General features: G+C 68.0%; 14 protein-coding genes. 7 read left to right on the top strand and 7 right to left on the bottom strand.

The window, feature by feature from the left end; all coding sequences use genetic code 11:
* Positions 1 to 63: 63 nt before the first annotated feature.
* Together ACWIDZ_RS03670 and folE are read right to left on the bottom strand one after the other, a co-directional pair.
* On the bottom strand, positions 64 to 504 hold the full coding sequence (locus ACWIDZ_RS03670) for a biopolymer transporter ExbD (RefSeq protein ID WP_291776734.1): 441 nt from the start codon (positions 502 to 504) through the stop codon (positions 64 to 66).
* A gap of 195 nt (positions 505 to 699) precedes the next feature.
* Complete coding sequence (gene folE / locus ACWIDZ_RS03665) at positions 700 to 1314, bottom strand: GTP cyclohydrolase I FolE (protein WP_338578186.1); 615 nt, start codon at positions 1312 to 1314, stop codon at positions 700 to 702.
* A gap of 140 nt (positions 1315 to 1454) precedes the next feature.
* On the opposite strand from folE, the gene cysS reads away from it, so the two are divergent.
* Positions 1455 to 2861, top strand: coding sequence for a cysteine--tRNA ligase (gene cysS, locus ACWIDZ_RS03660; protein ID WP_453988803.1), 1407 nt, complete (start codon positions 1455 to 1457; stop codon positions 2859 to 2861).
* Positions 2862 to 3016: 155 nt separating this feature from the next.
* Here the strand turns inward: cysS and ACWIDZ_RS03655 are convergent, their stop codons facing one another.
* Positions 3017 to 4303 (bottom strand): lytic murein transglycosylase, encoded by a 1287-nt coding sequence (locus tag ACWIDZ_RS03655; RefSeq protein WP_453988802.1) that lies wholly within the window; start codon positions 4301 to 4303, stop codon positions 3017 to 3019.
* A 357-nt stretch (positions 4304 to 4660) separates the two neighbouring features.
* Between ACWIDZ_RS03655 and ykgO the strand changes: the two genes are divergently transcribed.
* From ykgO to ACWIDZ_RS03635, 4 genes are all read left to right on the top strand, one after another.
* Positions 4661 to 4786: a type B 50S ribosomal protein L36 gene (ykgO, locus tag ACWIDZ_RS03650; RefSeq protein ID WP_003165750.1), complete on the top strand. Its 126-nt coding sequence runs from the start codon at positions 4661 to 4663 to the stop codon at positions 4784 to 4786.
* Between the two features lie 262 nt (positions 4787 to 5048).
* On the top strand, positions 5049 to 5321 hold the full coding sequence (locus ACWIDZ_RS03645) for a DUF2312 domain-containing protein (RefSeq protein WP_121482427.1): 273 nt from the start codon (positions 5049 to 5051) through the stop codon (positions 5319 to 5321).
* Between the two features lie 175 nt (positions 5322 to 5496).
* Positions 5497 to 5811, top strand: a complete 315-nt coding sequence (locus ACWIDZ_RS03640) for a hypothetical protein (protein ID WP_346521312.1) — start codon at positions 5497 to 5499, stop codon at positions 5809 to 5811.
* A 64-nt stretch (positions 5812 to 5875) separates the two neighbouring features.
* Positions 5876 to 6442, top strand: coding sequence for a hypothetical protein (locus ACWIDZ_RS03635; protein ID WP_453988800.1), 567 nt, complete (start codon positions 5876 to 5878; stop codon positions 6440 to 6442).
* A 40-nt stretch (positions 6443 to 6482) separates the two neighbouring features.
* Here ACWIDZ_RS03635 and ACWIDZ_RS03630 read toward each other — a convergent pair whose 3' ends face one another.
* Complete coding sequence (locus tag ACWIDZ_RS03630; protein WP_453988798.1) at positions 6483 to 7145, bottom strand: hypothetical protein; 663 nt, start codon at positions 7143 to 7145, stop codon at positions 6483 to 6485.
* A gap of 80 nt (positions 7146 to 7225) precedes the next feature.
* Positions 7226 to 8029, bottom strand: coding sequence for a 7-alpha-hydroxysteroid dehydrogenase (hdhA, locus tag ACWIDZ_RS03625; protein ID WP_453988797.1), 804 nt, complete (start codon positions 8027 to 8029; stop codon positions 7226 to 7228).
* A gap of 139 nt (positions 8030 to 8168) precedes the next feature.
* Between hdhA and ACWIDZ_RS03620 the strand changes: the two genes are divergently transcribed.
* Positions 8169 to 8726 (top strand): DUF805 domain-containing protein, encoded by a 558-nt coding sequence (locus tag ACWIDZ_RS03620; protein WP_454071086.1) that lies wholly within the window; start codon positions 8169 to 8171, stop codon positions 8724 to 8726.
* 24 nt (positions 8727 to 8750) lie between these two features.
* On the opposite strand, the gene ACWIDZ_RS03615 is transcribed toward ACWIDZ_RS03620, so the two are convergent.
* A complete protein-coding gene (locus ACWIDZ_RS03615) occupies positions 8751 to 10220 on the bottom strand; it encodes a sigma-54-dependent transcriptional regulator (RefSeq protein WP_343828809.1) in 1470 nt (489 codons plus the stop codon).
* Between the two features lie 115 nt (positions 10221 to 10335).
* Complete coding sequence (locus ACWIDZ_RS03610) at positions 10336 to 12132, bottom strand: DUF4153 domain-containing protein (RefSeq protein ID WP_453988795.1); 1797 nt, start codon at positions 12130 to 12132, stop codon at positions 10336 to 10338.
* A gap of 140 nt (positions 12133 to 12272) precedes the next feature.
* On the opposite strand from ACWIDZ_RS03610, the gene ACWIDZ_RS03605 reads away from it, so the two are divergent.
* Entirely contained in the window at positions 12273 to 14063 is a 1791-nt protein-coding gene (locus ACWIDZ_RS03605; protein WP_453988794.1) for a M3 family oligoendopeptidase, read from the top strand.
* Positions 14064 to 14109: the final 46 nt, after the last annotated feature.

The following is a 14109-nucleotide window of genomic DNA, read 5'->3' as shown; positions in this document are numbered from 1 at the left end:
ACGGGCAAAGAAAAAGGGCCGCCCGAGGGGGCGACCCTTTTCCGTATCCGGCTGAAGACCCGATCAGGTGATGTCTTCGTTCAGCAGGCCGACCTTGAAGTAGCCGTTTTCCTGCAGGGTGTTCATGACTTCCATGAACTGGTTGTATTTCACTTCCGGCTCGGCGCGGACGAAGACGCGCTCGTCACGGCAGTCGGCCACGGCGCCTTGAGCGGCGCAGACGTCAGCGGCCAGCTTGGAGAGGTTGGTTTCCGTTTCGGCGATGTAGAGCGAGCCGGATTCCTGGATGGTGATGTAGACCGGCTCTTTCGGCTCGGCGTCGGCGGCCGGCGGCGTGGCCGGCGGCAGGTCCAGGCGGATCGACACGGTGGCCATCGGGGCCGCGACCATGAAGATGATCAGCAGCACCAGCATGATGTCCACGAACGGCGTCACGTTGATGTCCGCGTTCTGTTGCGCCAGCTTGCCGCCGCCGCCGCCGCTCGAAGAAAGTTTCGCGCCCATTACGCCCTCGTCTCCATCAAGGCCCGCACCCTCCGGCGGACCACACTGAAAGTCTCGCTCGTCTCTTGGCGTCCTGAAGCGGGCTTGTAAAGCCGTCGAATGCGAGGAAATGACGCCGCCGGGGGAATAAGATTGCGAATTCGGCGCAAAGCCGCCTTGGCCGCGATCAATTCAGCCCCGGTTCAACCCCGGATTTCAGCCTCGGGCCAGTTTGAGGAATCGCTCGGCCAGCGCCGGGTCGTCCTTGAAGGCGCCGGTGAAGCGGGTGGTGATGGTCGAGACGTGGCGGTGATGCACGCCGCGCGTCGTCATGCACTGGTGCGCCGCATCGACCAGCACGGCCACGCCCTTGGGCTGCAGGTGCGATTCGATGGCGTCGATGATGTCGTTGGTCAGGGTCTCCTGGTTCTGGAGACGACGGGCGAAGATTTCGACCACCCGCGCCAGCTTGGAGATGCCCACCACCTTCTCGCCCGGCAGATAGGCGACGTAAGCCTTGCCCAGGAAGGGAGCCAGGTGGTGCTCGCAGTGGCTCTCGACCTCGATGTCGCGCAGGATGACCATGTCGTCATAGCCGGTCACGTCCTCGAAGGTGCGGCTCAGCTCCTTGCCCGCGTCGGCGTCATAGCCGTCGAACCACTCGCCATAGGCGTCGACCACGCGCTTGGGCGTGTCCAGCAGGCCGGGGCGGTCAGGGTTGTCGCCGGCCCAGGCGATCAGGGTGCGCACGGCCTCCAGCGCCTGTTCGCGGCTGGGGCGCTTGGACGCCTCATTGGCGACGAGGACGGGCTTGGCGGGGGTGCTGCTCATGAAACGATCCGGCGGCGACGAGAGCGCCTGTTCAGAATACTATTATATAGGGACTTGGGCGCGCGGCCCCGACTGTCTATCAGGCCGCTATATGGGACACCTCGTCCGTCCCGCAAGAAAACTCGCAAAAGACCTGAGCCATGGCCCTGCACATCCACGACACCCTGCGCCGTGAAAAGCGCCTGTTCGCGCCGCGTGATCCGAACCGGGTGAGCCTCTATGTCTGCGGCCCGACGGTCTATGACTACGCCCATATCGGCAACGCGCGGCCGCCGGTGGTGTTCGACGTGCTGGTGCGCCTGCTGCGCCGCACCTATGGCGCCGACAAGGTGGTCTACGCCCGCAACGTCACCGACGTGGACGACAAGATCAACGCCAAGGCCGCCCGTGAAGGCGTCGCCATCGGCGAGATCACTGCCCGCTATGAAGCCGCCTATCTGGCCGACATGGGCCTGTTGAACGTCTCGCCGCCCGATATCGCCCCGCACGTCACCGACTACATCGAGGCGATCACCAAACAGATTCAGGCCATCATCGATTCAGGCTGCGCCTATGCCGCCGAGGGCCATGTGCTGTTCGACGTGTCCTCCTATCCGTCCTACGGCGCGCTGTCGGGGCGCAATCTGGACGACATGATCGCCGGCGCCCGCGTCGAGGTCGCGCCCTACAAAAAGAACCCGCACGACTTCGTGCTGTGGAAGCCGTCCAAGGCGGACGAGCCGTCCTGGCCGTCGCCGTGGGGCGAAGGACGCCCCGGCTGGCACATCGAATGCTCGGCCATGATCGAGGAGACGCTGGGCCTGCCCATCGACATCCACGGCGGCGGCATCGATCTGGTCTTCCCGCACCATGAGAATGAGATCGCGCAGGGCGTTTGCGCCCACGGCCACGCGCATGGCGATGAGGCGCACGACGAATACGCCCGCTACTGGATGCACAACGGCTTCCTGACCGTGGACGCCGAGAAGATGTCCAAGTCGATCGGCAATGTCCTGCTGCTGCACGATCTGGTGCAGGCCATGCCGGGCGAGGTGGTGCGCTGGGCCCTGCTGAGCGCCCACTATCGCCAGCCGCTGGACTGGAACCAGACCCTGCTGGAGCAGAGCCGCAAGAACCTGGACCGCCTCTACGGCGCCCTGCACCGCGCAGCCGGGGTCGAGGCGGCGGACGTTGAGCCGCCGGTCGAGTTCATGAAGTCGATCGAGGACGACCTGAACACGCCGGGCGCCATGGCGGCCCTGTTCGCCCTGTCCAGCGACATCGAGCGCGGCATGACGGCGGGCGACACGGCGGCTGTGGCGACGGCCAAGGGCCAGTTGATCGCGGCGGCCTCGATCCTGGGGGTGCTGCAGGCCAACCCGGCCGAGTGGTTCTCGGGCGTCGACGAAGGGCTGAAGGCCGAGGTCGAGGGCTTGCTGGAGCAACGCGCCGCCGCCCGCACGGCCAAGAACTGGGCCGAGGCCGACCGCATCCGCGACCGGCTGAACGAGCTGAACGTCGTCGTCATGGACGGCCCGCAAGGCGCGACCTGGCGCATGAAGGGCTGAGGCTTCCTTCTCCCCTTGTGGGAGAAGGTGGCAGGCGTAGCCTGACGGATGAGGGGTTGCGGGACGTTAGCCTTGCCACCCTTCATTCGATTTCGGAGAGACCCCTCATCCGGCCCTGACGGGCCACCTTCTCCCGCAAGGGGAGAAGGAAGCGGTCAGCGCGCCCGCCTGATCAGCTCATCCGCCAGCACGTCCGTCAGATAACCGTCGGCCGTGCGCCCGTTCGCCTGTTGCCAGCGGCGAAGGGCGGCGCGGGTGTTGGCGCCGATGACGCCGTCGACGCCTTGCGTGTCGAAGCCCATGCGGGTCAGGGCCTGCTGGGCGCCGACGCGCTGATCCCGCGTCAGAGGGCCGTCGTTGGGCCAGGAGTCCTTCAGCGCCGGCTTGCCCGCCACGCCGTCGGCGATCATGCCGATGGCGAGCGCATAGCTGACCGAGTTGTTGTAGCGGCGAATGACGTAGTGGTTGGGCAGGGCCAGGAAGGCCGGGCCCTTGGCGCCCTGCGGCAGCAGGATGGCCGCGCCCTCGGCCGCCTCGGCGCTGTTGGGCGAGGAACCGTCGGCCAGGCGCACGCCGCGCGCGACCCAATAGGCCCAGGGGTGCTTCGGCCCCTCCGCTTCGGCGAAGTCGAAGTTGGAGGGCAGGGTGACTTCATAGGCCCAGCCCTGACCGCGCTTCCAGCCCGCCTGGGCCAGCAGATTCGCGGCCGAAGCTAGGGCGTCGGCGTCCGAGCCCCAGATGTCGACTTTGCCGTCGCCGTTCTGATCGACGCCCAGCTTCAGATAGTTGTCGGGCATGAACTGGGTCTGGCCCATGGCTCCGGCCCAGCTGCCCTTAAGCCCTGCGCGGTCGCGCTTGCCCGTGACCACGATGTCGAGGGCGTGCTTCAGCTGCTCCTCGGCCCAGGCGCGGCGGCGGCCGTCATAGGCCAGGGTCGCCAGGGAGCGGATGACGTCGAAATCGCCCTGAACCTGGCCGAAGGCGCTTTCCTGGGCCCAGACGCCCAGCAGGATCTCGGTCGGCACGCCGTATTTCTGGGTCACGTCCCATGGCACGCGGTCGACGCGCTGGCGGGCCATGGCGATTCGCGCCGGAGTGGTGGCGTTCTGGATGTAGACCCCGGCGGGGCGCGAGAATTCGGGCTGGTTGCGGTCCAGGCGCACGACGCTGGGGTTGGGCGTCACGCTCTCCAGTTCGCGGGCGTAGTCCCATTTGCGGGCGCCGCCGTGGCGCTCCAGGAAGCTCTGCTTCCAGGCGTCGAAGCTGGCGTGGTCATAGGCGTCGCTGAGATCCGTCTGGGCGGGCGGAGGCGCCGGGACGGGCGTGGCGGGCGCTGGCTCGACCACGGGCGGCGGCGCAGGCTGGGGCTGCGGCGGCGTGGGAACCATGGGGGTGCAGGCGGCGACCGACCCCAGCAACAGAAGGCGATAAGCGATACGCATAAACATAGGCTAACGCCCCCGAATTCCACGACCAATCACAAGCGCGCGAAGGCTCGATCAGTTTCCGTGATAAGGATGAAGGCGCCGTTAACCCTTTTCGGCAGTAGGCGGTTAAGGGGCGACAATTTACATTGCGCCGTTCCCTGAGCACGGCCTGGTGGCGGAGGGGCGACGCGTCGGACGTGCATGTCCGAAGACCCTCCGTTCGACTCGGAGGCCAGGCCTCCAGCGGATTCCCCGCGCGGAATGTTGACGAAAGGCCATGGCCTCTCTATACGACCGCCTCCGCCGCAGGTTCGCCCGCGGCTCTTTTGTTTTACCCGCCCTCACGGGCCTCCAAATCCGGGACGTCCGACCATGAAGGTCCGTAGCTCGCTGAAGTCGCTGAAGGGTCGCCACCGCGACTGCAAGATCGTTCGCCGCAAGGGCGTTCTGTACGTCATCAACAAGACCGACCCGCGCTTCAAGGCCAAGCAAGGCTGATCAGGCGCGCCCGGCGCGCCCTGCCTCTTGCAGGCGAGGCGCGCGCCGACCGTCGGTGGATGGGATGACTATCCACAGGGCCGCGGGCGTTGTCCGCGGCTTTTTCGCGTCCGGCGTTGAGCGCAGGCTCGCGCCTGACTAGTGATTCTTTTTTAGTCGCCCTAACGGCCTTCGGCCTGCTTGAGGGCGTGGTTCTTTCCTGCCCTGACGGCCGTCCGGCCTGATTGAGGGCGCAGCCTGATTTGAGTTCTGGAGTTCAGTCATGGACGACGCTTCCTTCGACGCCAGCCCCGACGTCCTGACCGCCACGGCCCAGGGCCGCTTGCGCTCCATCATCGAACGCCTGGAGCGCCTCGAAGAGGACAAGCAGGCGGTGATGGCCGACATGAAGGAGGTCTTCGCCGAGGCCAAGGGCGAAGGCTATGACGTCAAGGTGCTGCGCAAGGTCATCCGCATTCGCAAGCAGGACAAGGCCAAGCGCCAGGAGGAGGAGGCGATTCTCGACCTCTATCTCTCGGCCCTCGGCGAGGTCTGAGGCGGCCGGCTTGAAGCGCACGCCCTTCAAGCCTCCCAGCGACGGCCCTTCAGGCTCGAGCAGCGTGAAGGGCGGCGGCGCGAAGCTGCGTTCCAGCGGTTTCAAGCCGAAGAGCGGTGGCACCGCTAAACCGCGCTCAAGCAGCCCGAAGGGCGATAGCGCCGCTAAAACCAAGCTGTTGAGCCCCTGGGAGCAACAGCGCGAGGCGGCAAGGCGCTCTGCGCTCAACGCCCTGAAACGCGCCCGCCGCTCGGCAGAGAAGGCAGGCGTTTCCCTGTCCGACTGGGAGGGCGAGTTCCTCGATTCGGTCGGGGAGCGGGTTCGTGAACACGGACGCGCCTTCGCCGATCCGGAAAAGGGCGCGCCGGGCCAGGCCCTGTCGGCCATGCAGGGCCGCAAGCTGAAAGAGATCACCGCCAAGGCCAAGGGCGAGCCGCGTCGATTCGGCCGACGGCCGGGGAGGGCGCCGGAGCGCGAGGCGGACGAATGAGGCAACCGCCTTGCTGGGCCGGACGTTGCGCCTGCGGATTTCCGCCCTTTGAGAGGGAAGACCGATGAAACGCTTCGTTCCCGCCGCCCTGACCGGCGGCCTTATGAGTCTGAGCCTGGCGCTGGCGGCCTGCGGGGACCGGCCGGGCGCTGCGCCCGAGGCCGCATCCGAGGCGACGCCGGATCTCAGCGGCGGCCCAGCGGCCGCGCCCCAGGCGGTCGCTCCGGCGTCCGGGACGACCCAGGCCCTGCCCGCCGTCGACGAGGCGGCGGCGCGCGCCTTCGTCCGCGAGGAAGGCTCCACGTTGGAGACGCTGACCTTCGAGCGGGTCGGGTCGGTGACGAAGGAAGGGATGGTGAAGGGCTATGCGGCGCCGGTTTACGCCGTGCCCGTCGCGTCCGGCCAGACGTTGAGGGTCGCCTTCAAGCCGTCGAACGCCAACCTGTACTTCAACATCAGCGACGCGGCGGATCAGAGCGGCGCCGCCGTGTTCCGGGGCGAGGTCGATGGTGAAACCGCCGAGTTGAAAGCCTCGAAGGACACGACCTACGTCATCACCCCCTATCAGCCTCGCGCCATGGCGCGGCGTGATGAGACGGGCTCCTATACCCTGACGGTCAGCCGAAGCTGATGAGGAGGGGCGGCGAGCGAGATTGCCGCCCTTTCCTTCCTTATGGCAGGGCGTTCAGGCGCATGGCCGACAGGTAGGGCTGATAGGCCGTGCGGGCGGCGGCGGCGCCGGACAACTCATCCTGTTCGATGTGGATGGTCAGGCCGTAGCGGCCCTTGAGCGCGCTCATCAGCGAGCCGACGCGGCCGCCTGAATCCTTGGGTTCGACGCCGATGACGACGGTCTCGCCGGTCGGGCTGTCCATGACCACGGCCAGGTAGTCCTCGCCGCCGATCGAGGCCAGGGCGGGGGGAGACGACAAGGCCATCTCACGCACGCCCTTGGTCATTTCCACGCCTGCGACGACGCTCTTGAAAGCGGTCTCCTGCGCTCCGGCGAGCAGGCCGGAGAGGGGGCCGCTTTCCTCCGGAACGGGCGCCTTGGAATCGATCAGCAGGATTTCGGCGCTGGTTCCCGGCTCGCCATAGGTCATGGAGACGGAGAAGGCCTGGCACTCGATTTCCGTCAGGGGTTTGCCGGCGATGGTCCCGGCCGCGGGCATGGCGGCCAGCAGGGGATGATTCTCGCATTCGGGCGGCAGGACGACCCTGGACGCGGCGGAGGCGGCGGCCTCGGCCTTCGCCGGCGCTTCCGCATTGGAGCAGGCGGCGGTCAGGATGGCGACGGACGCCAGGCTCAAGGCGATGGCGGCAGGACGAAACATGATGGCACGCTCCCCTACGTGAACAGGACGACGAGGTGTGGCCTGTAAAGCTCGCCGTTAAAACCCCGGAAGGGGATCGGTCAGTCCAATTCCTGAACGCCGCCGCCGGAAACGGTCAGGATCTGGCCGCTGATCCATGACGCGGCGGGGGAACACAGGAACAGCGCCGCGCGGGCGATGTCGTCGGGTTGGCCCAGACGGCCCAGAGGCGTGTGTTTCAGCATGGCCTCTTCGATCTCGGGCGTCAGAACGCTGGCCAGGGCGTCGGTCTTGATGGCGCCCGGCGCGACGGCGTTGACGCGAATGCCCCTGGGGCCCAGGTCGAACGCGACGTTGCGGGTCAGATGACTGACCGCCGCCTTGGACGATCCGTAGGACGCCATGCGGGCGTTCTTGTTGTCGCCGGCCATCGAGGTGATGTTGAGGATCGCCCCGCCGCCCGCGTCCTGCATGTGCGGCGCGGCCAACTGCATGAAGCGGAAGGGCGCGAAGACGTTGAGCTGATAGGCGCGCTCGAAATCGCTCATCGGCATGTCGAACGGCTTGGGCCCGCCGCCGCCCGCATTGTTCACCAGCAGGGTCAGCTTGCCGAAGGCCGCGACGACCGCCTCGACGGCGGCGATGCGCTGGGCTTCATCGGTGACGTCGCAGGCCAGGCTGACGGCATGTCCGCCCGCGCGGACCACGCCGTCCGCCACGGCCAGGGCCCTGGCCGCGTCCAGATCGGTGACGGCCACCGCGGCGCCCGCCGCGGCGAAGGTCTCAGCGATGGCGCGGCCGATGCCCGCCCCTGCACCCGTCACCAGGGCGACCTGTCCGTCCAGTCGGAAATGCGCGTCCATCGTCTGCATCGCCTGTTGCTGTTCGTTGCGTTCAGCCAGCAAGCGTGGATCGGCTGCGCACGGTTCCATTCTCAGGGGAATGGCATGACCTTCGCCCCTGGCTGGCGTACCCCTGTGCGTCGAGTTGATTCTGGCAAAGAAGGGGGCGCGCGTGTGGACGATACTGGACGGTTTCAGGCGATTGACGGATTTCAGCGGGCGCGACCGGCGCGGGCGTTTCTGGCCCTATGCCCTGGTGGTCCTGGCGTTGGCCTATGTCGGAATGGCGGCGGTGATGGTTCCGCTGATGGCCGGTGTCTTCGCCGAGGCGACAGCCTATGCCGCTGCAAACCCTGATCAGGCCACGGTGGTGAGCGGGCCGGGCTATTACTCGGTGCAGATCCACGACCCCGAGGCGATCGCCATGCCGGATTTCGGCCTGGTCTTCACGGCGGTCGGCATCGCTGCGGCGCTGACGGTGATCCTGCTGGCGGCGGCGGTGACGCGGCGGCTGCATGACACCGGCCGGGCTGGATGGTGGGGGCTGCCGCCGGTGGTTTTTCTGACGACGGGACTGCTGCTGTTCCCGCGCATGATGGATCAGATGATGCAGTCGGAAGCGGAGGCCCCGTCGATGGACCTCTTCTTCCTGCTGTTCGCCAACAACCTGATCTACATCATCTGTCTGCTGGGGCTGATCGTCCTGTTGGTGCTGGACGGGACGAAGGGGCCGAACCGCTATGGCCCTCCGTCCGACTGACCCGTTTGACCGAGGACGACGTCCTCAGCCCGCTTCCTTGACCTGCTCTTCCAGCCCCTGTTCGCGGACCTTGCGGTAGAGGGTGGAGCGACCGATGCCCAGGCGGCGGGCGATCTCGGACATGTGGCCGGAATAGACCTCGATCGCGTGCTGGATCAGGTCGCGTTCGATCTGCTCCAGGGTGCGGACGTGGCCGCGATCATCGGTGATGCGGACCGGGCTGTCGTGCAGGCCGTCATCGTCGGCGGAGGCGGAATGCGACGCCGCGGCCGAGGCGCTGTCGCCGGCCGGCGCTGCGGCCATGTCGTCCAGCGGCACGGCGACGCCCGAGATGGCCGGGAAGTCGTGCGGCTGCAACAGGGGCGAGTCGGCCAGGACCAGGGCGCGATAGACGGCGTTCTCCAACTGGCGGACGTTGCCGGGCCAGTCGTGGCCCTGCAGCAGGGCCAGGGTCTCGGGCGAGCAGCCGGCGACCCGCTTGCCTTCCTCGACGTTGAAGCGGGCGATGAAATGCTCGACCAGGGCCGGGATGTCCTCGCGCCGTTCGCGCAGGGCCGGGGCCTCGATCGGGAAGACGTTCAGGCGATAGAAGAGGTCTTCGCGGAAGGCGCCTTCCTTCACCTGCTGGGCCGGGTCGCGGTTGGTGGCCGAGACGATGCGGACGTCGACCTTGACCGGGCGTTTGCCGCCGACCGGATCGACCTCGCCCTCCTGAAGGGCGCGCAGCAGCTTGACCTGCATGTCCAGCGGCAGTTCGCCGATCTCGTCCAGGAACAGGGTGCCGCCGTTCGCCTCGACGAACTTGCCGGCGTGTTTCTCATGAGCGCCGGTGAAGGCGCCCTTCTCGTGGCCGAACAGGATGGATTCGACCAGATTGGCGGGCAGGGCGCCGCAGTTGACCGCGACGAAGGGCTTGCCCGCCCGGTCCGAGGCGCCGTGCAGGGCGCGGGCGATGACTTCCTTGCCCACGCCGCTTTCGCCGGTGATCAGGACGGGGATGGAGGACTTGGCCGCCCGCTGGCCCAGCGCCTTGACCATGCGCATGGGCTCGCTGTCGCCGACCATGTCGTCGAACGAGGAGCGGCCCGTGGCCCGCTTCTTCAGACGGCCGATCTCGGCGGTCAACTGGGTCATCTGCAGGGCGTTGCGCACGCCGACCAGCAGGCGTTCGGGGCCGACCGGCTTGACGAAGAAATCCTGGGCCCCGGCCTGCATGGCCCGGACCACCGTCTCGATGCCGCCGTTGGCCGTCAGCACGATGACGGGGGTCGTGACGCCCGCCGTGCGCATCTCGGCCAGGGCTTCCAGGCCCGACAGACCCGGCATGACGAGGTCCAGCAGAACGACGTCGGCGCCGCCGCCCTTGGTCAGGCGGTCGATGGCCTCGCCCCCGCTCTCGGCGTGGACGACCGCATAGCCTTCGCGGTCCAGCACCGCCTGGATCAGGCGGCGCTGCGTGGGATCATCGTCGACGACCAGAACGGTCTTGGCCATAGGAACACACCCTTCAACATCACCATCGAACGGCCGTCCTCGTTAGGTCGGGACTGGCTCGTTTCGACACAAACCTAGAACGGAGGGAATGAAGATGGAGTTTCGGAGACCTGAGTCAGGGGTTAACGGCGACAGGCTTTGGACAGACGGTTTCCGGCTGCAGCCGCCCGGTCACGGCGCCCATGTTCAGATCGGGCCAGGGTGAGGCGGCGGCCTTGAGGTCGGGATGCTTGAGCGCCTCGCGCAGGTCGCGACGGCCGGGGCCGGGGCAATGCGGAACCTGATAGTCGCCCTGATGGACCCAGCGGCCGTCTGCGTCCTGTGCGAACAGAGCGATGTTGTAGGTGGTCGCCAGCAGAATCTCATCGCGGCCGTCGCCGTTCAGGTCGCGCTGCGCGGCGAGGCAGTTGTCTTCGCTGTTGCAGACGTAGCGCGGATCAGGGGGCGCTGTCGGGGCCAGGAAGGCGGCAGGCAGGGGCTTGTCCGCCGGCCAGGGGGCGATGTTCGGCGCGCGCGCGGGCAGGGCGGCTTCCTCGACGTCATAGCGCGAGGTCGAGGTTTGGGCCGCCTTGGCGCGGCGGGCGATCTCTGCGTCGGAGGATTTCGCCAGCTCGGCCAGGGCGGCGCGTCCCGTCTTGCCCGCGCCGAAGCGCAGGAAGGCGTAGTCGAACTGGGCCGCGCTGACGGCGCCGCGCTTCAGCCGGGCCATCTGGTCGTTGACGGACAGGCGGGCCGGGTCGGCCAGGGGGCTGAACAGGGCCAGGATGACCAGCACCGTCAGCACGGCGGCCAGGACGTTGGTGCGCTCCAGCGGCTTCATCCAGGCGCTCTTGCGCCACAGGGGCGACAGGGCGGCCCATCCGTATCCGGCGGCGTAGAGGACGCCGACCAGGGCGCAGGCCGAAGCGATGATGCGGTCGGGCGTCAGGCCGTGCTGGCCGATGCGCAAGGACAGACCCCAGAGCGCGATCAGGATCAGCGGCGTCAGCAGCACTGAGGCGACCCGCACCGCCGCGCGCAGGGCGGCGGGCGGCAGATTGTCCTCGCGCCCGTCCTGATAGGCCGTGTTGATCAGCACGATCAGGGCGGCGGCGGCCGACAGCACCAGGGCCGTGGCGCTGCCCGTCTTCCACAGCCCGTCCAGGCCGGTGAAGGGCAGGGCGGCCAGGAAGCCCGCCACCAGCACGGTGATGACCAGCAGCAGCCAGGACAGCAGCATCAGCGCCACCGTCCGCACGCCCCGGATCAGGCCGCCGCGCGCGTCGGTCAGCTGCACCGCCACGGCGAAGACCAGGCAGGTGACGGGGATGGAGAACCATTCCTCGCCCAGCAGATCGGACAGGAAGCTGAGACCGATGACGCGGAACAGGGCCGCGCCCAGGAACAGCAGCAGCCAGAAGGCGCCGGTGAACCCCAGAGACAGGACCAGTTGCACCCCGGCCTTCCACGCCGTGTCGAAATAGTCGTCGTAGTCGGCGACCCAGCGCCGCCCCTCGACCGCCGGAACGATCAGGTGATGGGCGATGAAGAGGGCCGCCGCCGCGAAGGCGACGACCGGGAAACGCAGATAGGGCGGGCGGAAATAGTCGCTGGCCTGCTGGGCCGCGTCGTGCCAGCCCAGCAGCGCCAGGACCGCCGCCGCGATCGCGCCCCACAGCGCCAGCGCCTTCCATCCCATCCGCCCGACGCCCGCCAGCAGCATGATCGGAGCGAACGTCGCCGCCAGCACCAGGGCGGCGAACAGCGAAGGCTGGGTGGCAGGCCAGGCCAGGGCCGCGTTGTCCGACGCCGAGCGATACAAGAGATAGAGGATCAGCCCCTGGATCAGGCCGATCCCGATACGGACGGCTGCGAGCCCGCGCGCGCCCTCGAGCGAGGCGCGGCCGGTGATGTCGTGGGTGGGGTAGGTCATGGGGCGCCTCTGCTGAGCCTTCGCAGGCAGGGTGACGCTGGATTACGAGGATGGAAAGCCCCGCCTGTTCCTTCTCCCGCAAGGGGAGGAGGAAGAAGAGCGGCTTGCATCGCGCGGCTGGCCTCCCCACAACCAAGGGCATGAACGCCCCTGTCAAACCGACCGAATTCGCTGACGCCCCGCTGTGGGATCTGTCCGACTTCTACGCCTCGCGCGAAGACCCGCGCATCGCCGCCGACCTGGAGCGGGCCAGGGGGCTGGTGGAGCAGATGAACGGATTTCAGGGGCGGCTGGCAGCCCTGTCGGGCGCCGAGCTGGGCCGAGCGCTGGATGAGGCGATCGGGCTTTATGAGCAGGCGGCGGATGTGATGGGGGGGCTGGGCGCCTACGCCTTCCTGGCCGCCTCGACCAACCGCGAGGATGCGGCGGCGCAAGGGTTCGAGGCCGATGTACGCGAGAAGCTGACCGTCATCGCCACGCCGACCGTCTGGCTGACACTGGAGATCAATGCGCTGGACGAGGCGGCGGTGGAGACGGCCCTGACGGCCCATGGGCCTGCCGCGCGCTGGGCGCCGTGGCTGCGCCGGGTGCGGGCGATGAAGCCGCACGAACTGTCGGCCGAGCTTGAGACCTTCATCGCCGAGCGCGGACCGATCCAGGCCCAGTGGCCGCGCCTGTTCGACGAGACCCTGGCCGTGCTGCGCGCACCCGTAGGCGATGAGGAACTGACCCTCGCCGAGGGCCTGAACCGTCTCAGCGACCCCGACGCCGCCAAGCGTCAGGCGGCGGGCCAGGGCCTGTCGACGGCCTTTTCCGGCATCGCCCGGACCATGGCCATGGTGCTGAACACCGTCGCCGCCGAGAAGGCGCTGGAGGACAAGAAGCGCGGCTTCAAACGTCCCGCCGACAGCCGTCATCTGGGCAATGAGGTCGACGGCGAGAGCGTGGACGCCATGGCCGAGGCGGTGGCTGAAGCCTATCCGCGTCTGTCGCATCGCTATTATGCGCTGAAGGCCAGGGCGATGGGCAAGGACAGGCTGGCCCACTGGGACCGCAACGCCCCGATCGAGGCGGCGGCGTCGCGCGCCTATGACTGGGCGGCCGGGCGCGAGGTGGTGCTGTCCAGTTTCGCCGATCTGGGCGGGGATTTCGCCGAGCGGGCGGGCTGGTTCTTCGACCGGCCGTGGATCGACGCGCGGGCGCGGGCGGGCAAGCAGTCCGGCGCCTACGCCCACCCGGTGACGGCGGACCGCCACCCCTATGTCTTCCTGAACTGGATGGGCGAGCGGCGCGACGTGCTGACGCTGGCTCACGAACTGGGCCACGGGGTCCACCAGACGCTGGCGGCGGGGCAGGGCAGTCTGCTGGCCGATACGCCGCTGACGCTGGCCGAGACGGCGTCGATCTTCGCCGAGGGGCTGACTTTCGACCGCCTGCTGGCCGAGGCGACGCCGGACGAACAGCGCGCTCTGTTGGCGGGGCGGATCGAGGACGGGCTGAATACGGTGGTGCGTCAGATCGCCTTCCACCGCTTCGAGACGCGCTTCCACGACGAGCGGGCGGCGGGCGAGGTTCCGGTCGAGCGCATCCGTGAAATCTGGATGGAGGAACTGGGCGCCAGCCTCGGCCCGTCGGTCGACCTGACCGGCTATGAAGACTGGTGGGCCTATGTCAGCCACTTCGTCCACGCGCCCTTCTATGTCTACGCCTATGCGTTCGGCGACCTGCTGGTCGCGGCGCTGATGGAGACGCGGGCAAAGGATCCGGCGGCCTTTACGCCCCTGTATCGCGAGCTGCTGTCCGGCGGCGGGGCGCGGACCTATGTCGAGGCGCTGAAGCCGTTCGGCCTGAACCCGCGCGACCCGGTCTTCTGGACCATCGGGACCAAGCGGCTGGAAGGCCTGATCGACCGGTTCGAGGCGCTGGGCTGACGACTATGCGTTGACAGGGGCGCGTGCGGCGTTGAAGCGTGGCCGC

The sequence above is a fragment of the Brevundimonas sp. NPDC055311 genome (genome assembly GCF_053645695.1).
This window is presented reverse-complemented; position numbering and strand designations above follow the sequence as displayed.